Raw genomic sequence first — 20,159 nt, forward strand, 5'->3', positions numbered from 1 at the left:
GCGATGAACGACATCGCGCCGGCACCCATCAGTTTGACGTCCGGCGGCCTTGGGCCGACGGCGGGCGTTTGCTCATACCCAGGAGTTCCACCATGGCCATTGAAAAAAATGCACCGGCGATCGAGCTGATCAACGTCAGCCGGCGTTTCCTTTCACCCACCGGCAAATCGCTGACAGCACTACGCGATTTCACCATGACCGTTGAACGCGGCGAATTTGTCGCCGTTGTTGGCCCGACCGGTTGCGGAAAATCCACCACCCTCAACCTTGTCACGGGGTTGGCAAGCCCAAGTGCTGGCGAGGTTCGCGTCATGGGCGCCCCGGTCACGGGAATAGACCCGCGCATCGGTTTTGTCTTTCAAAGTGACGCCTTGTTTCCTTGGCGAACGGTGATCGAAAACGTGATGGCTGGTCCACTCTTTCGCGGTAGAGCGAAGTCGGACGCTACGGCCGCGGCGCGCGACTGGCTGGCGCGTGTCGGCTTGTCGCGTTTCGAGCAGCACTATCCGCATCAGCTTTCTGGCGGCATGCGCAAACGTGTGGCTTTGGCCCAGACTTTCATAAATGGACCCGAGATTCTTCTCATGGATGAGCCGTTTTCCGCGCTCGATGTTCAGACGCGCGTGCTGATGCACGAGGAACTGCTGCGCCTGTGGTCTGAGGCAAAAGCTTCGGTGGTCTTCGTCACGCATGACCTCGAAGAGGCGATTGCGCTCGCCGACAAGGTCTATGTCCTGACCGCCGGACCGGCCACGGTGAAATCGGTCTACACGATCGATCTGCCGCGCCCGCGCGTGGTCGCCGATATTCGCTACGAACAGAGCTTCATCAATTACTCGCGCACGATCTGGGCCGACCTCAAGGAAGAGGTTGAAACCAGCTATGCGCGCGCCGCAGCCTGAGGAGGAACGCCATGACCGATGCCGCCATTGACATCAGCGCAGGAGCTTTCAGTCCGGGCACTTCGGATGCGGAAATCGAGGCAGCCGCCGCGAAGGCGGCACTGCACCGCCGCCGCACCGTGATATTCTGGCGGGTCGCCATTCTGATCGCCTTTCTCGGCCTGTGGGAAATCGCCGCGCGCCAAGCCTGGATCGATCCGTTCTTCTACGCAATGCCGAGCGCGATCGCGCAGCGGCTGTACGAATGGACGACAGAAGGAACGTCAGAGGGGCCTCTGTGGTACCACCTCTATGTCACAATGGAGGAATCGGTCATCGGCTTTGTGACTGGCTCGGTTGCTGGGATCATCATCGGCGTCGCCCTCGGCCGTAACCGGATGGCCGCCGATATCTTCTCCATCTACATCAAGGTGATCAACTCCATTCCGCGCGTGGTTCTGGCGCCGATCTTCATCATGATTCTCGGCCTCGGCCTCGCTTCGAAAGTGGCACTTGCCTTCGTGATGGTTTTCTTCGTCGTGTTCCACAATGCCTTCCAGGGCGTCCGGGAAGCCGACAGGGCGATGATCGCCAATGCGCGCATCTTGGGTGCATCCAACTGGCAGTTGACCCGTTCGGTGATCGTCCCTTCGGCGATGAGCTGGATTTTCGCCAGCCTGCATGTCAGCTTCGGCTTTGCCATCATCGGCGCGATCGTTGGCGAGTTCGTCGGCTCGCGATACGGCATCGGCCTGCTGATCAACATCGCCAAGGGATCCTTCGACGCCGCCGGCATGTATGCCGCGATCGTCATCGTCATGGTGGTGGCGCTCGGTGCCGAATATCTGATGACCATGGTCGAGGATCGCTTGGCGAAATGGCGTCCCCAGCCCCTGCATGAGACGCAGTGAGCGACAAGCCTAGCTGCTCGCCAATGGCAGCCTGACCTCAACCACCAGGCCGCCGGTCGCGCCATCCCCGAGGGTGACGCGGCCGCCGGCATTTTCGACGACCTCACGCACGATGGCGAGGCCAAGCCCGCTGCCTTCCTCGGTCGATCCGGCAACGCGGTAGAAGCGCTCGAAAACATGGTTTCGCTCGTCCACTGGGATGCCGGGCCCGTCGTCGGTGATCGTCAGCACGGCTTCGTCGTCAACGGCCGCCAGCTTGACCGTGATGCTGCCGCCGGCCGGCGAATAGCGCAGCGCGTTGTCGACAAGGTTGACGATCATCTCGCGCAGCATAGTGCCGTCGCCGATGACCGGCACGGGTCCTGCCTCCTCGAGGCCGAGATCGATGTTGCGACCGATTGCTGTCGGCGCCTGCGTTTCCAGCACATGGCGGGCGGCTTCGGTCAGGTCGACGCGGTCGGCGCGCGGCCGCCGGCTGCCCGGCTCGGCGCGCGACAAGGTCAGGAGCTGTTCGGCCAGCCGCGCCAGTCTGCCGGAGCTAGCCTGGAGCGCCACCAGGGCCTCCTGGCGCGCGTCGGGGACGGTTTCGCGCAGCGCGTAGCTCGCCTGCGTTGACAGCAACGCCAACGGCGTGCGCAGCTGGTGCGCCGCGTTGGCGATGAAGCGCCGCTGCGCCGCCATCTGGGCCCGCACCCGCGCCATATAGGCGTTCAGCGCATCGATGAGCGGGCGGATCTCGCTTTGCGCGCCGGGAACCTCGACCGGGTCGAGGTCGCTGCGGCTTGGCGACCGCACGGCGTCGCGCAGCCGGATTAGCGGCGCCAGGCCGCGACGCAGGCCCAACAGCACGAAGATGCCGGCAATACCCACCAGCGCCAGTTGCTGGGCGAAAGCGTTGAACCACAAATGCCGCACCATCGCATCGTGCCCGGCAAGCGTGACGCCGACGGTAACCGATATCGGCGAGTCGTCTCCGGCGCCGACCACGGTGTGGCTGAAAGTAAGCAACCGCAGCCGGTGGTCGCGATAGGTGGCCTCGATGCTTGGGTGCTTCGGCGCCTCCGGCAGGTCGGGATAGCCGGTCAGCAGCCGCCCTCTGGCAGTCTTGACATGGTAGTAGACACTGTCGCGATCGCCGGTATCGAACATCTCGATCGCCGCCGGCGGTATCGAGGTATCGAGCACGCCGTCGGTCATGGCGACCTGCTCCGCGATGGTCCGTGCCGAACCCAACAACATCCGGTCCGTGACCAGGTCGGCGGTGGCCAGCGCGTTGCCATGGCTGGTCCACAGATTGATGGTGGCGAGCCCGGCGAGCGGCAACACCACCCAGGCCAGCAACTGCAAACGGAGGCTGCTAATCCTCATGGCGCAAGAGATAGCCGAGGCCACGCAAGGTGGCGATCTGGACGCGCGACCCTTCAAGCTTCTTGCGCACACGGTGCACATAGATCTCGATGGCGCTGGGGTCGGCATCGGTCTCGAAATCGTAGATCGCCGCCGACAGCGCGGCCTTGCTCACGGTGCGCCCGGCCTTGACCATCAGTTGTTCCAGCACCGCATGTTCGCGCGGGGTCAGCGCCAGCGTTTCGCCGGCTAGCGAAAACAGCCGCGTGTTGGTGTCGAAGACGAGATCGCCGCAGGCAACCACCGGCGCGGTGCGGTCATTGGCGCGGCGCAGTTGCGCGCGGATGCGCGCCTCCAGTTCCTCGATCTGGAACGGCTTGGCCAGATAGTCGTCGGCGCCTTCATTGAGGCCTTTGACCCGGCCGTCGAGACTGGCATTGGCGGTCAGCACGATCACCGGGACCCGGTTGCCGCGCGCTCGCAGCGTGCGCAGCACTTCCAGGCCGCCCATGCGCGGCAATGCCAGGTCGAGGATGACAAGCGCGTGGCCGCCGGCGGCCAGCGCGTGCTCGACATCCTCGCCGTCATGGACGACGTCGACGACATAGTTCGCCTGGCGCAGGGTCTTGCCCAGCCAGTCGGCCAGTTCGAGATTGTCTTCGACAAGCAGCAGCCGCATTTCTATCGCTGTCTCACTATCCGCCGCCTTCAGTCTTTCACCGCGTCGGGCCTGATCAGCCGCGGCATCCGACAATGCCGACTGAATGAGCGACAGTATCGATTTCAACGCAAGGTAAATGCGGTCTTGCGGCTGATGACAACGGTTTTTTCGGACGGGATCGGCTTATTTCGGCGCCGAAATCGAACTGAACGGATCGGCTTGCGCGCAAGCGCCACAGTCGATCGAACCGCCCGGTTCAATTTATGTTGACGGACCGTGATGAGATGGTGAACGCCGGCTCGGCGGACGAGCATACAGTCGGCCGAGCGCGTCTATTAACTATTTGATATTGATAAAGAAAATTCTTGCCGCTTCAGCTACTGGCTTCGTTTCAAGGTCTGGATTCGGAGTGCGGAGGAACATCTTCGTGATTGGAAGTCGGCGAACGGAAAACCCATTTCGGTGTGGTCCGAGCGACGCGAAATTCCTCCCAAGGGCACGCCACTAGACGGACTGAACTGAGAACTACTGGAAGTTAAGAAAATGACCAAGATCGCTCTTACCGCCGCCGCCGCCATGCTCGTTGCCACGGGCACCGCTTTTGCCAGCAGCGACCATTATGGCGCCGACAATGTCAACCAGCCGGCCGTGTCCGCGCCCGCTGGTAGAATAGACCACAGCTTCACGGCTTCGATCCGTAGGCCGGTCGAGCACCACGGCTTCTGGCTGACGCCCGATTCGAACCAGCCGGAATCCGGCCAGGGCATCTGGGGCCGGTAAGCCGGCGTCTGTCCGGATCCTCCCAAACCAGAACCATCAACCTTCATTCAGGAGTATTTGAAATGACCAAGATAGCGCTCACCGCCGCCGCCATCCTCGTTGCCACCGGCACCGCCTTCGCCAGCAGCGACAACTATGGCTCAAGCAACGTCAACCAGCCGGTTGCCAGCCACTCGGTTTCCAACATGGACACCATGCACACCGGCTCGATCCTGAAGTCCGAAAAGGCCCAGGCGGACGCCAATGCGAACGTGMCGCCTCAGTCTGGCCAGGGCATCTGGGGCCGCTGATCCACGACGCAGACCTTGACTACAAAGAGCGGTGGGCCTGGCCCGCCGCTCTTGTTTTTTGCGCACAAGGGATAGCCGTCAGCTAGTGCATGTCGCCCAAAAGTGGCCCGGTTTTGGGGCAACGACATGCATAAAAACAAAGGCTTAAGCGCGCCGCCTGAATCCGTTTCTACGCGACGCGCTTCAGGCCGCGCTGGGCCAACCGATCTTCTCAGTCGGCAAAAAGTTCAGTCTCAAGGAATAAAACCGCACTGCCTGGGGTCTTGTCCTTAGCGGAACCGTCCTCCCAAGACGCCGCCCAACCCAAGAACCAGGAGACTTGAAAATGAACAGGATTGCCCTCGTCGCCACCGCCATCCTCGTTGCCACAGGCAGCGCTTTCGCCGCCAGCGACCACTATGGCTCCAACGAAGCCAACCAGATGGTTGCCCCGGTCGCCGGCGTCGATCATGCCATCACCGGCGCGGTCAACAACACGGATATGCCTGGGTACAAGGCTGCCGACACCAAGACGAAAGCCACAATCGACTTGCCCGAATCTGGCCAGGGCATTTGGGGCAACTGATGTCTTGAGCAGGGCGGACGGCAGGTTGCCTGTCACACCTGTCTTGCACCTAGCCTAAATCCCTCGGCCGCAGACTATGCGTCAGCCGGGCCGAGGACAGGCCGGACCAATCTCCCTCGAAGACGAAGCGCGCAAGGGATGCAGTCGGGAACTTTTCCTCGATCCTCTTGCGCGCCTTGGCCTCCGACCCCGGCGCGGCAAGCTGGTTCGCCAGATATTCCAGGCCCGGATTGTGGCCAACCACCAGCAAGCTGTCGCTCGAAGCGTCGGTCTGACGTATCTGGCCCAAAATATCCGCTGCCGACGCATCATAGAGCGCATCGGCGAACGTGACCCGCGTGTGCGCAGGCAACTCCGCCGCAACCAGCCGCCACGTGTCGCGGGTTCGCAGCGCCGTCGACACCAGTGCCAGGTCCGGCAGCCAGTCGCGCGCCGCAAGCTCGCGCCCCATCAGCTTGGCGGCCTTCAACCCGCGCCCGGCGAGCGGCCGGTCGAAATCAGCGAGCTTGGGGTCTTCCCAGCTCGATTTGGCGTGGCGAAGCAGGAGAAGCTGTTTCATCCCCATCTACCCGGCTTAGGGGGTTATCCGCGCCAATTGCTCGAGGTCGGCTTCCTCGCGCAGTGGGTCGGGCGCCATCACCACCGAGGTGGCATTGTCGGCATCGTCGGCAAAGTGGGCCAGCACGGTACGGCCGGCTGCCATGCGCGCCTTGCCCTCTGCGACCAACCCAAGCGCCAGCGGATAGAGCTGGTGCTCGGCCTTCAGCACACGGGCGGCCAGTGCATCCGCATTGTCGCCGACCATCACTGGCACGGCCGCCTGCGCGATGATCGGGCCGTCATCCATCTCGGACGTGACGAAATGCACCGTGCAGCCATGGATGCGCATGCCGGCGGCCAGCGCGCGCACATGGGTGTTGAGCCCCTTGAACGCCGGCAGCAGGGCAGGGTGGATGTTGATCATGCGGCCTTGCCATTTCTGGACCAAACCGGGCGTGAGGATGCGCATGTAGCCGGCCAGAGCGACGATCTCGGCATTGAATGCTGCAAGTGCCGCATCGATCGCCGCGTCATGCGCCTGCTTGCTGCCATGGTTGGCGCGGGGAATGATCTGTGTGGCGATACCGCGCGCCTTGGCGACACCAAGGCCGGCGGCGTCGGCCTTGTCGGAAATGACGCCGACGATCTCGGCAGGAAAAGCCGGGTCGCTGGCCGCCGCGATTAGCGCGGTCATGTTGGAGCCGCGCCCCGAGATCAGGACAACGGTGCGTTTCCTCTGCGCGCTCATAGGCCGATCGAGCCCCGGTAGATGACGCCGGCATCGCGGCGCGGCACGATGCGGCCGATCGGCGTTACCGTCTCACCGGCTTCCTGCAGCACGGCGGCAACCTGCGCCGCCTGGCCGGAAGCGACCGCCAAAATCATGCCGATGCCGCAATTGAAGGTGCGCATCATCTCTTCCGGCGCGACACCGCCGGTCCTGGCCAGCCACGAGAACACCGCGGGGACGTCGATCGCCTCGAGGTCGAGCTCGGCCGAAAAATCCTTGGGCAGCACGCGTGGAATGTTTTCGGGGAAGCCGCCGCCGGTGATGTGGGCCAGCGCCTTGATGCCATGCGTGCCGCGTATGGCCTTGAGGATCGACTTGACGTAGATGCGGGTCGGCTCAAGCAGCGCCTCGGCCAACGTCGCCTCATCGTTGAACGGCGCCGGATCGCTCCAGGCCAGCCCGCTGACGGCGACGATGCGGCGCACCAGCGAAAATCCGTTCGAATGCAGGCCCGAGGAGGCGAGCCCAAGCAGCACATCGCCTTCGACGATGTCGTCGGTCGGCAAGAGCTGGCCGCGTTCGGCCGCGCCCACCGCAAAGCCGGCGAGGTCGTAGTCGTTGCCGTGATACATGCCGGGCATTTCCGCCGTCTCGCCGCCGATCAGCGCGCAGCCCGCCTGCCGGCAGCCCGCGGCAATGCCGCCGACGATCGCGGCACCCTGGTCGGGATCGAGCTTGCCGGTGGCGAAATAGTCGAGGAAGAACAGCGGTTCGGCACCCTGCACGACGAGATCGTTGACGCACATGGCGACCAGATCGATACCGATCGTGTCGTGCTTGCCGGCATCGATGGCGATCTTGAGCTTGGTGCCGACGCCGTCATTGGCGGCGACCAGCACTGGATCGGTGAAACCGGCCGCCTTGAGGTCGAACAGGCCACCAAAGCCGCCGATCTCGCCGTCGGCGCCCGGCCTGCGTGTGGCGCGCACCAGCGGCTTGATCTTCTCGACCATCAGATTGCCGGCATCGATATCGACGCCAGCCTCGGCATAGGTGAGCCCGTTCTTGCGCTTGCTCATTTCTGGCGCTTGCTCATCGTTGTTTCGTTGGCGGGCTCTTCGCATGAACGGCTTCGCCCCGCAAGGATGACGGTGGGATGCCGAAGTTTTGCCCCGATAAAAAGCGTGGAGAGCGGGTTTTTCGGCGGCGGTAGCGCCCCTTGTGTGAAATCCCCGCTGTCCTTGCTTCTTATCGGTAGGCAATACCCCGTAGCTCCGTCTGCGCCTTCACCCCTTTGCATCCTTGTGCCTGGCTGTTGTTGGTGCTCTGTTGCTTCGCATCAGGCTTCCGAGGACAGGCCATGCTCAATCCGTCGCAACAGATCATGAGGCTAGGCTTTGGATTCGCCGTGTCACAGGCGTTGCGCGTAATTATCGAACTCGGCATCCCCGATCTCCTGGCTGTCAGCGAGAAGTCGGTGGATAAACTAGCGGCTGCCACTCAGTCGGATGCTGACGCGCTTTATCGTGTAATGCGACTTCTCGCGCCGGAAGGCGTCTTTAGGGAAGTACTGCCCCGTCATTTCGAATTGACGGAGGTTGGCGCCGCGCTGCGCTCCGATAAGCCGGGTCCCCGTGACTTCGTCCGCATGATCAACAGTGAGGCCTATCTTGCCTTCGAGCAGCTCCTGCATTCTGTCCGCACCGGAAAGCCAGCCTTCGATAAGGTGTTCGGGAGCCCAAGGTTTGACTGGCTGTCGGAACACCCGGAGCAGGCTGCCTTGTTTCAGCGTGCAATGGTCGCCTTGAGCCAAGGCAGTAACGAGGCCGTTGCCGAAGCTTGTGACTTCAGGCCGTTCACACGGATCGTCGACGTGGGCGGCGGGCATGGTCAGCTTCTCTCGGCGATCCTGGCGCGCAACCCCCATTTGAGCGGCGTGCTTTTCGATCTGCCTTCGGGCGTCGCGGCAGCACGCCAGGGTGCCGGAGGCGACCTGCCGCGCACCGAATATATCGCAGGTGATTTCTTTGAAAGCGTTCCCACCGGTGACGTCTACGTCATCAAGAAGGTCGTTCACGATTGGGACGATGGGCGTGCCGCGGAGATCCTGCGAAATTGCCGCAAGGCAATGTTGCCGAACGGAAAGGTGCTTGTGGCCGAGACCCTCGTGCCGCCAGGTGACGAACCGAACCAGATCAAGGGTATCGACGTGGTCATGCTCGCCGTCACTGGCGGCCTGGAGAGGACGCAGGTCCAATATGCAAGCTTGTTCGACGCCGCTGGGCTACGCCTTGAGCGAGTGATTCAGACCCGAGGACCCATTTCCATCCTTGAGGCGTCTGCAGCCTAACCAGAGAATATCAATGTGAGCCTAGGTCGCGGTGCCTCGCCGTCCAGCTACCTTTGCTATGTGTGGCGCCTCTCCCTTGCGATCCCCTCCGTCTCCCATCATCTATCAGCATGCAAACCCGACAGGCGCGCATTTGACCATCCCCAACCTGATCACCATCCTGCGCCTGGTTCTGGTGCCAGCGGTGGTGTTGGCGATGCTGCAGGCGCGCTGGGACTGGGCCTTTGCCGGCTTCCTCATTGCCGGCATTTCGGATGGCGTCGACGGCTTCATCGCCCGTCGTTTCAATCAGCAGTCCATGCTCGGCGCCTATCTCGATCCGATTGCCGACAAGCTGCTGCTGGTTTCGGTCTTCGTCGTCCTGGGCTTCATCGGGCAATTGCCGCTGTGGCTGGTCGTCACCATGGTGTCGCGAGACGCGCTGATCGTCTGCGCCGTTGTGTTGTCGTCGGTCATGGCCCATCCAGTCGAGATGAAGCCGCTTTTCGTGTCGAAGGCCAACACCGCTAGCCAGATCGTGCTGGCGGCGGTTGTGCTGGGCGAACTTGCCCTTGCCGTTCACCTCGACCCTCTGCGGCCAGCCCTCATATTGCTGTCCGGGGTCTTGACCGTGGCTTCGGCCGCGGCCTATCTCGTGGCTTGGCTGAGGCATATGAGCGGCTATGGCGAAGGCTCCAATCCGGACATCTGAGAGAGAAGCGGCTGTTGAGAGAGAAGCGGCGGTGATCGAGGCTGCGGCTGCCGATCTCGCCGCGTCATCCACCTTCCGCCGGCAGATCTTCTTCTGGCTGGCCGGCGCGGCGGTGCTCGCGCTTTTTCTCTATGTCTTCAGTGCCATCCTGTTGCCCTTCGTTGCGGGCATGGTGCTCGCCTATTTCCTCGATCCGGTCGCCGACCGGTTGCAGCGGCTTGGCCTGTCCCGCTTCATGGCGACAGTGGTCATCCTCATCACCTTCCTCATCGTGCTGGTGCTGGCCTTCGTCATCCTCATTCCCGTGCTGGCGACGCAGATGGCCGATTTCGCCGGCAAATTGCCGGACTATCTGACCCGGCTGCAAAGCCTGATCACGTCATATGATCCGAAATGGCTGGAACAGAAATTCGGCGTCAACGCCAATGGCTTGCGCGACGGGCTGAATTCGCTGCTGACCTCCGGCTTCGGCCTGCTCACCACGGTCTTCACCTCGATCTGGAGTTCCGGCGTGGCGCTGGTCTCGGTGGTCAGCCTGTTCGTGGTGACGCCTGTGGTTGCCTTCTACATGCTGCTCGACTGGGACCGCATGGTTGCGGTCATCGACAGCTGGGTGCCGCGCGACAACGTCACGACGGTGCGCGCGATCGCCAAGGACATCAACACCGCAACAGCCGGCTTCGTGCGCGGCCAGGGCACGCTGTGCCTGGTGCTGGGCGCCATGTACGCCACCGGGCTGACGCTGACCGGGCTGAATTTCGGCATTCTTATCGGCCTGTTCGCCGGGCTGATCTCCTTCATCCCCTATGTCGGCTCGCTCACCGGACTGGTGTTGGCCGTCGGCGTCGCCTTCGTCCAGTTCTGGCCGGACTGGACGATGATCGTCGCCGTCGCGGTGGTGTTCTTCATCGGCCAGTTCATCGAGGGTAACATCCTGCAGCCACGGCTGGTCGGCAAGAGCGTCGGCCTGCATCCGGTATGGCTGATGTTCTCGCTGTTTGCCTTCGGCGCGCTGTTCGGGTTCGTCGGCCTGCTGATTGCCGTGCCGGCTTCGGCGGCAGTTGCCGTGCTGGTGCGGTTTGCCATAGCCCGTTATCTGGAATCGCCGCTCTACAAGGGCCACGGCAGCATTGCGCCGGAGCTCCCGGCCGATCGGCGCAGGGCCATCAAGCCATGATTCGGYCGGTGACCAGGTTCCTTGCCGGGCCGCATGGCTGAGCCCGTATGAGCGACCAGAAAGCCGACCCGCCGCGCCAATTGCCACTCGATCTCGGCCACGGCACCGGCTATTCGCGCGACGACCTCGTCGTCTCCGGCACCAATGTGCAAGCGGTGGCCTTGGTCGACCGCTGGCCGGACTGGCCCTCGCCGGTGGTGGTGCTGGCCGGTCCCGCCGGCTCCGGCAAGACGCATCTGGCCTCGATCTGGCGCGCGCGCGTCAACGCGGTGGCGGTCGACGCCAGGCGTATCGGTGACAGCATCGCCAATATCGGCCCCCGGCCGGCACTGATCGACGATGTCGATGCCGGCGCGGTGGACGAGCAAGGCCTGTTCCATCTGATCAATGCGGTGCGTGGTGCGGGCTCGACGCTGTTGTTGACGGCGCGCCGCTTTCCCTCGGCTTGGGGTGTTGCGCTGCCTGATCTGGCCTCGCGGCTGAAGGCTGCGGCGACGGTCGAGATCCATGAGCCCGACGACGTCCTGCTCGCCGGCGTCATCACCAAGCTGTTCGCCGACCGCCAGGTCGAGGTCGAGCCGCATGTCGTGCAGTATCTGGTCCGCCGCATCGAGCGCTCGCTGGCGACCGCGATGCGTGTGGTGGAACGGCTGGACCGCACAGCGCTCGAGCGCAAGACACCGATCACGCGGGCATTGGCGGCCGAAACCGTCAGCGCCATGGACGAGGGGCAGGGTGAGTTCGAGATATAGGATTTCCCAGTGGGCCAAGTCCCATAACCGGAATCGGCGCAACGTACTGTCCGTTGCGCCAAAGGCGCCGACCTTGCATGTCGATGAGAGGATGGTCGGAGTGGAGAGATTCGAACTCCCGACCCTCTGGTCCCAAACCAGATGCGCTACCAGGCTGCGCTACACTCCGAACGGTCTGTTGCCTATTCATTTCGGTGTTGCATGGCAAGTGCAAAAACCTTGCCGTGTTGCGCATTGCGCAGTAATGACGACGCAGGGTGGCGATGCTGCCTTGCACAATAACGAGGTGGCCATGTCCGCGCGCATTTTCAGCCCAGCCAAAACCGCGATGCAGTCCGGCAAGGCCAAGACCGGCCATTGGGTGCTGGAATTCGACCCCGAGATGCGCAAGAAGATCGACCCCTTGATGGGCTACACCACGTCGGGAGACATGAGGAGCCAGATCAGGCTCACCTTCGATACGAGGGAAGAAGCGGTGGCCTACGCCGAAAAGGAAGGGTTCGCCTTCCGCGTCGAGGAGCCGAAAGAGACCAAGCGCCGCCAGATTTCCTATGCGGAGAATTTCCGCTATGACCGCAGGACGCCCTGGACGCATTGACCGGCGGCCAGCGTCAAGTATTCAGCCGGCCCGGCGGCCGGCCAGCGGTCCCGTAGCTCAGCTGGATAGAGCACCGGCCTTCTAAGCCGATGGTCACAGGTTCGAATCCTGTCGGGATCGCCAATAAACCCTTGAAATGATTACTCAATTAGGCTCACGATAATCAGGGTGCTAGGCTGATATTGTGCCGTGTCAGCACGGTGTCAGCGTCGTCAGCAAAAAAGCCCGCCACCGGTGCCAATTGCGGTGCCAATTCTTTCCGTGCGACATGGACGCGTCATAAGAAGGGTAACTATGCCGAGGCAAATCTCCATAAAAAACTCTGTGGTAGAACTTGCCTCAGTTGGCATTTTTGGTGCGATGGTGGGAGCGGCCATATGCGCCTATATTGCTGATAAGGGTGTTTCAATCGCCGAGTACGCAACCCTGTTGAGCGGATTTGGTGGTGCGGTCTTAGGATCTGCAATGAGCGCATTTGTGGCCTTGGTGTTGGCGCGACAAACGTCCAAGGAAACGCTGCAGCGCGACACGAATGCGAGGGTGGCGCAAGAGCATTCACTTGCTCTTAGATTGATGGTGAAATCCTCGTTGATTTTGAGCGATGCCATTGCCATCAAGAAGGCGATTGACGAATCTCTTTCAGCCGCAAACGACGCTCGTTTGACCTCAAGGCCGCTATGGGTTCGCGTCCTGCCGATCGTCGGCAGTTATCAGATCTATGACGTGGAGGCCGAGGAGTTGGCGCCCCTTATCGCCGCCAAGAACAGCGATCTGATGCATGTCGCCGGCACCCTTTTCATGCAGCACAGAAATTTGGTTGAGATTGTTAAGGTCTATTCCGATAAGCGCGATCGGGTCAAAGACATCATCACAAACCATATCGGGGTGAGCGCAGGCATAGTTACCTCTGGCATGACCCAGGAGGACGTGTCGCGCATGGTGCCCGTGGAACTCGAGCTTGAAAGCCTAGTCGGCGGTATCCGGTCAATGCTTCCGGGTCTGATCGAGATGGGCGAGAAGGTGACATTTGGCATCGGGCCGGCGATGCGAAAGTTCTATGGAACTGACGATTTCTCGATTTTTGTCCCTATGGCGACAGACAAGCCCGCCGTTTCAAAATGAAAGCCCGCCACCGTGAGGCAGCGGGCATCACGCGGTTTACCGTTTTCAATTCGGCGAACAATCACTACTATCCGAACTATGAGACGCCATCTTCTTCTCGCCGGTTTGATGATGCTGTTCGGATGGACCGCAAGCGCACAGCAGATGCCCTGTCCCTTCGAATACCCGGACACTCCGGTCAATCGGTCTCGCGGTGTGGTCGGGTGCACGCTTCAATGCGACCAAAAGCTCACTTGTCCGGGCCAGCAGCCGGCGGAGCCACAGAAGACTGCGCCGGCGAAGGCGTTGCCACCATCGCCGGCCCAGCCCAGCAAGCCCACCGGTGAGAGCGGAGCATGCCCCGAGGGGAAATACTGGAATCCGAAGAGGAAAACTTGCGTCTCTTGTGCGGCGGGCGCCTCGTGGGATGCCAAGCGCTCGGCCTGCTCCTGTGGGGCGGGGCAGTTCGTCGATCCGAAAACTCGGCGCTGCGTGAGCTGCCCGGAGAATTGGGGTTGGGGAAAAGGGGCCTGCGTGTGCACGCGCAGCTTGAAGTCCACGTTGGCCGGAAAGTCCTGCTCGCCCAAGCGCCCTGTCTGCATGACCGGCAGTTCCTGGGATGCCGCCAACAGACATTGTGTGGCCGTGCAGCTGCAGAAGCCGAAAGCGTCGCTTGAGATGGAATTCGCTGCGGCACCCGACGGGTGAAGTGGGCAAAGGGCTGGGCAAATTGAAAAGCCCGCCACCGAAGCAGCGGGCCAATGGGTCGGTCGGAACCTTATTGAATACAAGAGCCCGGAGGATAGTGCTCGGGGTCGTAGTGCCACGACGAGACGAGCATGAAATCGTCGCCGGTGTGGACAGGGATCATGCCGAAGTTGTTGCGGTAAGCGTGGTGGAACGGCACGACGATCATGTCGTTGCTCGGCTCTGTCGCTGCTGATAGCGGGTCGAAGGCGCGTCGTTGATAGAACGGCGCCGTCATATCCCGCTCTCCACCAGCGTTTCCTGCGACGCCAGATCGTCGGGCCACATGATGCGTTCGCCATAGATATCCACGCAAGGCTCGTCGTCGCCACCTTCCTCGTCGTCGCAGTTGTCCTGCTCCAGATCATCGAGGCAGCCTAGCGATGGCTCGTCGTCTGCCGTATCCTCCAGGTCGCAATCAACCTCCATAAGATCCAGTGCCGTAATGAGCGACATGGCGCGGTCCAGAAGGTCGTTGAGGCGCTTCTCGACTGACTGGCGCCATTGTTGCGGGTTCATCCCCTTCGGCATCCCCAAGGGCTTCAGCATGGCCGCGCTCATGATGGTGACCTTTGGCCGATAAACACGAAGGGGAGTTCATGGTTGATGAAGACGTAGTATTCGCTGTCACCATGGATCGCCTTCATTGCGGCAACGATAGAAGCGATATCCCGGTCGATCTGTCGTGACGCCTCTGCCATTTGGTCGGCGATCTCGCCGATAATGACGCGACCTGAAAATCTTCCAAGGAAGGCAGCGGGCATAGCTTCGCCGGCCGCCGGAACACACGTGTTCGGCATTTGGAATTCCCCTTCAGTTGTGATACTTACACTTGTGAAATTAGCACAAGGATTGTGAGTTGTGAAGCCTGCACAAGTGAGGATGGCTAGAGCGGCGTTGAACTGGTCCCTGGCTGACCTTTCGAAGGCTGCCGGAATTCACCGCAACACGATCTCGAATTTCGAGACAGGCAAGTATGGCGGTTCGGAAGATGCCCTGGCTGCGATCGAGAAGGCTCTCGAATCTGCCGGCGTCGAGTTCATCCCCGAGAATGGTGGCGGTGCCGGGGTGAGGCTGAGGAAGGGTGGCGGCATAGATAGCGGCGGCTAGTTGGGGACGATGGCAAAAGAAGAGTTCCAGGCAAACTGGCGTGGAGCACGCAAATATCAATTTGACGAGGAAACGCGTCGGAAGCAGGCCGCGCTCGATCGCAAGTTCCCCGATCCTGATCCCGCTCACTTGCCACAGCCAAGCGAGCCCATCCCGAGTACCGAAGCAGCAACGCACCAGAATACCGAAGCACCAGCGCGCCCACCAAAGTCGCGACCGAGACGGCGCGGTATCTCCATCGCCACGATGCTTCTACTCGTGACCGCCGCCTCGATTGCGGGCTACGTCACAGTGCTGCTTTTCGAGGGGCAACATATTGTTTGGCCGGCGCCGCCGCAGACGACGGACGCGCAGCCCTAGACCAGCGCGCCAGAACCTTCCTTGCCCTCGGAGGTGCGCCCCTCCCACCGAACCGGCCGCGTACTCGCTGAAATCGTCAAGCGCGCCCTTGCGGGGACGAAGCTCGCGCGCGATGCTGCGGACCATGATCGGGAGTCCGTTGTGTTGGCCACGAAAAGTCCGTCGATCGCCTTTCTTGCCGGGATGGCAGTTTGTTGTGCCACGAGCGTCGCCGAGGCTCGGCCCGACACGCGCACGATGAGCTGCGAGCAGCTTCAGCAGTTGATCCAGAGCCGGCACGCTGTGGTGCTGACCACCGGCCCCAACACATATGACCGTTATGTGCGCCAGTTCGGCAATGAGTGCGACTGGCCCGACGTGCCGATGTCCGCCGCCGTTCCAACCCGCGACGGCCAATGCCGCGTCTATCACTGTGAGGAACCGAGCTACAATCTACTGGTGCGATAACGCCGTGAAGGTGGGGATCCACAGAATCGCGGTTTCGATCTATATTGCCGGCATGGACGCGATCTTCGATGACCTGTCGAACGCCATCAGGGAGCCCCGTGGGGATGCCTGGAGCGCTGTCCGCGCCTTCGCCCTAGACTTTGCCGGCAAGCTGCTCATGGGCGTTGCTATCGGCCTTGGTGTCGGTATTGGAATGGCGATCGCCGGGTAGCCAGCCTGGGAGAATTTTGTTTTTAGCACGGCGCCGTTGCGCCGAAGCCAGCGCGCGGTCCCTACAAGAAGCTGCCGAAATAGGCGAATAGGTAAGGCTTTAAGCACTCGCTAACCTAAGAACACTTCCCGCCCGTTACATGACCCTAAGGCCAGCTTGAATGTGCCACGGCGTTGCGCGACTGTCGCCGCGAGGGGAGTGTGAGCAATGCAACGCAAGGGAAAGGCGCGGCCCTTCGTACCGACTGAAATCCACGTCGGCACCATCACGGACAATGCGGGTGTGATTGGGGTTCTCTCAATTCACACAACCGAAGGTCTGTTAGATATTGCGCTGGACGTTCAGTCAGCCAACGCCATCGTGAGCGCTATTCATCAAATCCGGTCAAAGCTGGAGCCGAACGGCCCCCAGATTTCAAACTGAGACACTACCTGTTTGCGAGAAGATGGACGCCGTCGCGCCGAAGCCAGGGTGGCACGCCCATATAGAAAGCTTTGGAGAACTGACGAGCGGGCATGTCCAGTCGGAAATACATAGATATGATCGCCGATCAGACACCAGAGTTGCGCCATACGCTCCGCGACTTCGCCGCTCAATGGGCCCCCTCTGCATTTCCATCAACAATTGCCGCCGCAGAATTGGCGGAGACCTTGATATCGAATCTGGGGAAGACCCCAGAGAACGTTGTCAAAGGCGTTTTCCAATTGTGCGAAGAGGGCTTGCGAGAGAGCTCGGCCAAAGACAATGCTGACATTGCTACCTTTCTTGAGGCCTTACAGAACGCCGCTGACCGGGGTGACTTCGATTTCGCTACGATTGTCGAGTTTCTGGGGCCAGCCTCTAAAGAATATTGCAGAGGCATGGACCGCTTTTATGGATCGACAACTGCGGGCCTCTAGCCCCAAATTTCAAACTGAGACACTACCCATCGCTGCGAGACATAGCCGACTAAGCGGGAACGGCGTATAAGCCGAAACCGAAGCTAAGCATCGCGAGCAACAACAACAACATCGCGATGACGCCGACGCCACACGCGAGACCTAGCCAGAAATACAGTTCGCCCCTCATGCCGCTACACTAGCGCCGGCAATGGTGAGCCGAGAAAGTACGTAACTGTTACAGATATTGCGGCACGCTTTTTGTCAGCAAAGGGAAGCGGTACAAAACCGGCCTTCTAAGCCGATGGTCACAGGTTCGAATCCTGTCGGGATCGCCAATAATTTCAAAGGCTTGTACCGTTTATCCTGATCAGGGCCGCTAAATCTGCCATCTCGCGACTGCCAGCGCCACCACCTTGTGCAACAAGGAGTTGTGCCTGGGTTCGGCGCAGCGATCCGGAATTATTTCGTGATCCAGCGGGGTTGGAACCATAGCTCCCACCACGCGTTCGGGGCCTTGTATTCGCGGTGCCTCATAAAAAGGCAATGTGTGGGCCGACGAATGGGGTGGGGTAAAACAAGCGCGGGTTGGGGGAGGAGAAGCCAGGTTATGTCGAAACGTGAGATTGGAACGTCCCCCGCGTTGGGGCGGCGTATCGCTGAACTCAAGGCCAGAATGCAGGATGCCGAAATTTCCGACCATGAGATGAAAACGTTTCACAAGGTCGCCGCCATCATGGGGGCAGGCGACGGCTCCCTACGACTGGATGCCGACGACTTGATCGCGGCATCGTTCGTTGCCGAGGCGCTGGGTGGACCAGCGCCCAACCGCTGACATTCAGGAGTCCTGCACGAAGTCCAGCAGAGCGACGGTTTTCACCGCGGGAGCGAGCACGGCTGCCGTCGGTGGCCGTTGCGTTGTCGTGTCTGCCGGTATCGAATTGGAAGGAAAGTCTTATCAATTTGTTTGCGTTGCTGCGTCATAGTAGCCGCGGCTAACGGAGTGGAACGCGATGAGGCTCGATCTGTCGCCGACGAGCTGGGGCAGGGTTATCGCTGTTACGGCAGCCGGTACGGCATTCTTCATCGCCGTGGCGTTCTTTGTTGATTCCTTCAATTTCCCCTATCTTTCACCCGAGGCACTGTGGCGGGCGCAACTGACCGATCTGATGTTGCCTTTGGTGCTGGGCGGCTCATTTCTGTTTTTCCTGATGTGGAAGATCCGCCAGCTGGCCATCGCCCAGCGTGATCTCAGCATCGTTGCCGCGACCGACAGCCTGACGGCGGTGCTGAACCGCGGCGCCTTCTCGATGCTGGTCGAAGCCTATCTCGAGCAGACCCGCAAGCAGGAGCAGGCCCATTCTGGGGCGCTGCTGATCATCGATGCTGACCATTTCAAGTCGATCAACGACCGGCACGGACATGACTGCGGAGACCAGGCGCTCAAGCTGATCGCGCAGGCGATCAAAGGCCAGCTGCGCGGCGGCGACATCGTTGGCCGCATCGGTGGCGAAGAGTTCGGCGTATTTCTGCCTGGCGTCGATCCCTCGCATTCATGGGTGGTTGCCGAAAGCATTCGCCGGCGCATCCGTGAGATGGACTTCTCTCCGGGCGGGCGGCCATGCCCATTGTCCGTCAGCATCGGCGGCACAAGCTTTACCGGGCCGACAACCTTCGAAGAGATTTTCGTGGCTGCCGACAGGCGGCTTTACGCGGCCAAATCGAACGGGCGCGATCAAGTCAGCTTCGATCCGTCAGGGGCTTCCCTGGTGCCCAGCGGCGCCATCGTGCATTGACAGCAAGCGTGGTCATCGCAAGCTTGAACCGTCGCGTCCTGTCACGGTTGGGCACGAAAAAGCTCGGGCACAGCACGCTGATTTGAGTAAGCGTCGCGCGGCGGTGCTTTCGCTTTGCTGACATCGCGCTAGAAGACGTTACTGCTTTCCTGAGTTCTCCAAGCGTCCGGTCCGTCCAGTCACCGCCTTTCTCAATGCCGGCGAACGAATGGCGGGACGGTTCAGGCAAGATCAGCGCGGCAACTATGATTCATCTGTTCAATGGCTTTCAGAACCGTTTTGGCGGCAGTGACCTCGAAACMCTGGAACTGTACCGGCTGTTGAGCGCCGACTCGGATGTGCGTCTGTGGGCAACGTCCTCCAGGGTGTCCGGCGAGTTGATGCGACAATTTCCAATTCGCCGCATCTCGCTGCCAAGGTGGAATGTGCCGGATGGCGGTACCTACGTCTTCCTCGGCACGCATTGGCGCAACAAAATGTGGCCCTATCTGATTCCGCGACCGCGCCGGCTGATCTATGTCTTCAATACCTTTCACCCGAAGGTCATCGCGCTGACGACGCGTATGCCCCGTAGGCTCAACTGGCCCGACGCCGAACTGGTGCTGATTTCCGATTTTCAAAAGCGCATGCTGCGGGTCGATGGCGTCGTGCATCCGTCGCCGATCGATATCGAACGTTTTTCACCAAAACCGGTCAAGCCCGGTCGTCCGTTCACGCTGGGACGATTGAGCCGCGACACCCCGGACAAACATCATGCGGACGATGTGCCGCTTTACGAAGCATTGCTGGCGGATGGCGCCGCGTTGCGGATTCAGGGCGGGATGCCGCTCAAGGACAGGCTCAAACCGCATCCACAACTCGAACTCCTTCCGCAAGGCCGGTTTGCGGCCGAAGAGTTCCTGCCGACGCTCGACGTGTTCTACTATCGCACCGGCTCGCATGTGGAGACGTTCGGCCGGGTGGTGTTCGAAGCGATGGCCTGTGGTTTGCCTGTGGTCTGCCATTCGCATGGCGGCTATGCCGACCATATCAGGCATGGCGAAAACGGTTTCCTGTTCGAGACGACGCAACAGGCGCGGCAGATCCTGGCCGACCTCAAAGCCGATCCGGAGCTGCGGGCGACGGTGGGTCGCGAGGCGCGGCGGACCGTTGAGCAGCTGTTTTCTTCGCAGGCGCTTCGACGGCGGCTGGATTTCTATCTGCATTAGCGGCACATCGTCCCCTGGGCTTTGCGGA

Annotated in this window: 29 protein-coding genes and 3 tRNA genes; 22 read left to right on the forward strand and 10 right to left on the reverse strand. The window is 61.2% G+C overall.

Annotated features, from left to right (window positions below; translation table 11 throughout):
* The first annotated feature begins 92 nt into the window (after window positions 1-92).
* Both AC1DZP_RS24335 and AC1DZP_RS24340 read left to right on the forward strand, forming a co-directional pair.
* Complete coding sequence (locus AC1DZP_RS24335; RefSeq protein ID WP_095086248.1) at window positions 93-902, forward strand: ABC transporter ATP-binding protein; 810 nt, start codon at window positions 93-95, stop codon at window positions 900-902.
* An 11-nt stretch (window positions 903-913) separates the two neighbouring features.
* Entirely contained in the window at window positions 914-1,792 is an 879-nt protein-coding gene (locus AC1DZP_RS24340; RefSeq protein ID WP_477305890.1) for an ABC transporter permease, read from the forward strand.
* Window positions 1,793-1,801: 9 nt separating this feature from the next.
* Here the strand turns inward: AC1DZP_RS24340 and AC1DZP_RS24345 are convergent, their stop codons facing one another.
* Both AC1DZP_RS24345 and AC1DZP_RS24350 read right to left on the reverse strand, forming a co-directional pair.
* The gene (locus AC1DZP_RS24345; RefSeq protein ID WP_477305892.1) at window positions 1,802-3,160 is read right to left on the reverse strand and encodes a sensor histidine kinase; all 1,359 of its coding nucleotides are present in this window, start codon (window positions 3,158-3,160) and stop codon (window positions 1,802-1,804) included.
* Window positions 3,150-3,818 (reverse strand): response regulator, encoded by a 669-nt coding sequence (locus tag AC1DZP_RS24350; RefSeq protein ID WP_477226315.1) that lies wholly within the window; start codon window positions 3,816-3,818, stop codon window positions 3,150-3,152. Before AC1DZP_RS24350 ends, AC1DZP_RS24345 begins: the two co-directional genes overlap by 11 nt.
* A 525-nt stretch (window positions 3,819-4,343) precedes the next feature.
* Here AC1DZP_RS24350 and AC1DZP_RS24355 point away from each other — a divergent pair.
* The 3 genes from AC1DZP_RS24355 to AC1DZP_RS24365 all read left to right on the forward strand — a co-directional run bounded on the left by AC1DZP_RS24355 (window position 4,344) and on the right by AC1DZP_RS24365 (window position 5,435).
* Complete coding sequence (locus AC1DZP_RS24355; RefSeq protein ID WP_477305894.1) at window positions 4,344-4,580, forward strand: DUF680 domain-containing protein; 237 nt, start codon at window positions 4,344-4,346, stop codon at window positions 4,578-4,580.
* 62 nt (window positions 4,581-4,642) lie between these two features.
* Window positions 4,643-4,870, forward strand: coding sequence for a DUF680 domain-containing protein (locus AC1DZP_RS24360; protein WP_477305896.1), 228 nt, complete (start codon window positions 4,643-4,645; stop codon window positions 4,868-4,870).
* A gap of 325 nt (window positions 4,871-5,195) precedes the next feature.
* Window positions 5,196-5,435, forward strand: coding sequence for a DUF680 domain-containing protein (locus AC1DZP_RS24365; RefSeq protein ID WP_477305898.1), 240 nt, complete (start codon window positions 5,196-5,198; stop codon window positions 5,433-5,435).
* A 49-nt stretch (window positions 5,436-5,484) separates the two neighbouring features.
* Here the strand turns inward: AC1DZP_RS24365 and AC1DZP_RS24370 are convergent, their stop codons facing one another.
* The 3 genes from AC1DZP_RS24370 to purM are packed head-to-tail and all read right to left on the reverse strand — an operon-like array spanning window position 5,485 to window position 7,784.
* Window positions 5,485-5,994 (reverse strand): SixA phosphatase family protein, encoded by a 510-nt coding sequence (locus tag AC1DZP_RS24370; RefSeq protein WP_477305900.1) that lies wholly within the window; start codon window positions 5,992-5,994, stop codon window positions 5,485-5,487.
* Window positions 5,995-6,009: 15 nt separating this feature from the next.
* Window positions 6,010-6,723, reverse strand: coding sequence for a phosphoribosylglycinamide formyltransferase (gene purN / locus AC1DZP_RS24375; RefSeq protein WP_477305902.1), 714 nt, complete (start codon window positions 6,721-6,723; stop codon window positions 6,010-6,012).
* A complete protein-coding gene (gene purM / locus AC1DZP_RS24380) occupies window positions 6,720-7,784 on the reverse strand; it encodes a phosphoribosylformylglycinamidine cyclo-ligase (protein ID WP_167392159.1) in 1,065 nt (354 codons plus the stop codon). The genes purN and purM overlap by 4 nt, the downstream gene beginning before the upstream one ends.
* Window positions 7,785-8,065: 281 nt before the next feature.
* Here purM and AC1DZP_RS24385 point away from each other — a divergent pair, with 281 nt between their 5' ends.
* The 4 genes from AC1DZP_RS24385 to hdaA all read left to right on the forward strand — a co-directional run bounded on the left by AC1DZP_RS24385 (window position 8,066) and on the right by hdaA (window position 11,675).
* Window positions 8,066-9,055 carry a methyltransferase gene (locus AC1DZP_RS24385; RefSeq protein WP_477305904.1) on the forward strand — a complete coding sequence of 330 codons (990 nt, stop codon included), beginning with the start codon at window positions 8,066-8,068 and terminating at the stop codon, window positions 9,053-9,055.
* Between the two features lie 133 nt (window positions 9,056-9,188).
* Window positions 9,189-9,746, forward strand: coding sequence for a CDP-alcohol phosphatidyltransferase family protein (locus tag AC1DZP_RS24390; RefSeq protein WP_477305906.1), 558 nt, complete (start codon window positions 9,189-9,191; stop codon window positions 9,744-9,746).
* Entirely contained in the window at window positions 9,718-10,923 is a 1,206-nt protein-coding gene (locus AC1DZP_RS24395) for an AI-2E family transporter (protein WP_477305907.1), read from the forward strand. The genes AC1DZP_RS24390 and AC1DZP_RS24395 overlap by 29 nt, the downstream gene beginning before the upstream one ends.
* A gap of 47 nt (window positions 10,924-10,970) precedes the next feature.
* Entirely contained in the window at window positions 10,971-11,675 is a 705-nt protein-coding gene (gene hdaA / locus AC1DZP_RS24400) for a DnaA regulatory inactivator HdaA (RefSeq protein WP_477305909.1), read from the forward strand.
* A gap of 92 nt (window positions 11,676-11,767) precedes the next feature.
* Here the strand turns inward: hdaA and AC1DZP_RS24405 are convergent.
* Window positions 11,768-11,844: transfer RNA gene (locus tag AC1DZP_RS24405), tRNA-Pro, on the reverse strand.
* A 123-nt stretch (window positions 11,845-11,967) separates the two neighbouring features.
* On the opposite strand from AC1DZP_RS24405, the gene AC1DZP_RS24410 reads away from it, so the two are divergent.
* The 3 genes from AC1DZP_RS24410 (at window position 11,968) to AC1DZP_RS24420 (ending at window position 13,395) form a co-directional block, all read left to right on the forward strand.
* A complete protein-coding gene (locus AC1DZP_RS24410; RefSeq protein WP_095086744.1) occupies window positions 11,968-12,273 on the forward strand; it encodes an ETC complex I subunit in 306 nt (101 codons plus the stop codon).
* Window positions 12,274-12,319: 46 nt separating this feature from the next.
* Window positions 12,320-12,396, forward strand: a tRNA-Arg gene (locus tag AC1DZP_RS24415).
* A 171-nt stretch (window positions 12,397-12,567) separates the two neighbouring features.
* Window positions 12,568-13,395 carry a hypothetical protein gene (locus AC1DZP_RS24420; protein WP_477305911.1) on the forward strand — a complete coding sequence of 276 codons (828 nt, stop codon included), beginning with the start codon at window positions 12,568-12,570 and terminating at the stop codon, window positions 13,393-13,395.
* Window positions 13,396-13,607: 212 nt separating this feature from the next.
* Here AC1DZP_RS24420 and AC1DZP_RS24425 read toward each other — a convergent pair whose 3' ends face one another.
* The 4 genes from AC1DZP_RS24425 to AC1DZP_RS24440 all read right to left on the reverse strand — a co-directional run bounded on the left by AC1DZP_RS24425 (window position 13,608) and on the right by AC1DZP_RS24440 (window position 14,921).
* Window positions 13,608-13,976 carry a hypothetical protein gene (locus AC1DZP_RS24425; protein ID WP_477226322.1) on the reverse strand — a complete coding sequence of 123 codons (369 nt, stop codon included), beginning with the start codon at window positions 13,974-13,976 and terminating at the stop codon, window positions 13,608-13,610.
* A 176-nt stretch (window positions 13,977-14,152) separates the two neighbouring features.
* Entirely contained in the window at window positions 14,153-14,359 is a 207-nt protein-coding gene (locus AC1DZP_RS24430) for a hypothetical protein (protein ID WP_477226323.1), read from the reverse strand.
* On the reverse strand, window positions 14,356-14,682 hold the full coding sequence (locus tag AC1DZP_RS24435; protein ID WP_477226324.1) for a hypothetical protein: 327 nt from the start codon (window positions 14,680-14,682) through the stop codon (window positions 14,356-14,358). Before AC1DZP_RS24435 ends, AC1DZP_RS24430 begins: the two co-directional genes overlap by 4 nt.
* A complete protein-coding gene (locus tag AC1DZP_RS24440) occupies window positions 14,679-14,921 on the reverse strand; it encodes a hypothetical protein (protein WP_477305913.1) in 243 nt (80 codons plus the stop codon). Before AC1DZP_RS24440 ends, AC1DZP_RS24435 begins: the two co-directional genes overlap by 4 nt.
* Window positions 14,922-15,003: 82 nt before the next feature.
* Between AC1DZP_RS24440 and AC1DZP_RS24445 the strand changes: the two genes are divergently transcribed.
* The 10 genes from AC1DZP_RS24445 (at window position 15,004) to AC1DZP_RS24490 (ending at window position 20,131) form a co-directional block, all read left to right on the forward strand.
* Window positions 15,004-15,231, forward strand: coding sequence for a helix-turn-helix domain-containing protein (locus AC1DZP_RS24445; RefSeq protein WP_457155618.1), 228 nt, complete (start codon window positions 15,004-15,006; stop codon window positions 15,229-15,231).
* 9 nt (window positions 15,232-15,240) lie between these two features.
* Entirely contained in the window at window positions 15,241-15,591 is a 351-nt protein-coding gene (locus tag AC1DZP_RS24450) for a hypothetical protein (RefSeq protein ID WP_477305915.1), read from the forward strand.
* A 183-nt stretch (window positions 15,592-15,774) separates the two neighbouring features.
* A complete protein-coding gene (locus AC1DZP_RS24455) occupies window positions 15,775-16,038 on the forward strand; it encodes a hypothetical protein (RefSeq protein ID WP_457155651.1) in 264 nt (87 codons plus the stop codon).
* A 4-nt stretch (window positions 16,039-16,042) separates the two neighbouring features.
* On the forward strand, window positions 16,043-16,249 hold the full coding sequence (locus AC1DZP_RS24460) for a hypothetical protein (RefSeq protein ID WP_477305917.1): 207 nt from the start codon (window positions 16,043-16,045) through the stop codon (window positions 16,247-16,249).
* A gap of 207 nt (window positions 16,250-16,456) precedes the next feature.
* Complete coding sequence (locus AC1DZP_RS24465) at window positions 16,457-16,672, forward strand: hypothetical protein (protein ID WP_457155688.1); 216 nt, start codon at window positions 16,457-16,459, stop codon at window positions 16,670-16,672.
* A gap of 116 nt (window positions 16,673-16,788) precedes the next feature.
* Entirely contained in the window at window positions 16,789-17,148 is a 360-nt protein-coding gene (locus tag AC1DZP_RS24470) for a DUF7674 family protein (protein WP_457155689.1), read from the forward strand.
* Between the two features lie 252 nt (window positions 17,149-17,400).
* Window positions 17,401-17,465: transfer RNA gene (locus tag AC1DZP_RS24475), tRNA-Ser, on the forward strand.
* A 272-nt stretch (window positions 17,466-17,737) separates the two neighbouring features.
* Window positions 17,738-17,962: a hypothetical protein gene (locus tag AC1DZP_RS24480; RefSeq protein ID WP_095086203.1), complete on the forward strand. Its 225-nt coding sequence runs from the start codon at window positions 17,738-17,740 to the stop codon at window positions 17,960-17,962.
* Between the two features lie 178 nt (window positions 17,963-18,140).
* On the forward strand, window positions 18,141-18,923 hold the full coding sequence (locus AC1DZP_RS24485; protein WP_477226326.1) for a GGDEF domain-containing protein: 783 nt from the start codon (window positions 18,141-18,143) through the stop codon (window positions 18,921-18,923).
* Between the two features lie 320 nt (window positions 18,924-19,243).
* Window positions 19,244-20,131, forward strand: coding sequence for a glycosyltransferase (locus tag AC1DZP_RS24490; RefSeq protein ID WP_477305919.1), 888 nt, complete (start codon window positions 19,244-19,246; stop codon window positions 20,129-20,131).
* The last annotated feature ends 28 nt before the right edge of the window (window positions 20,132-20,159 follow it).

Source organism: Mesorhizobium sp. P2_F8, assembly GCF_056403655.1.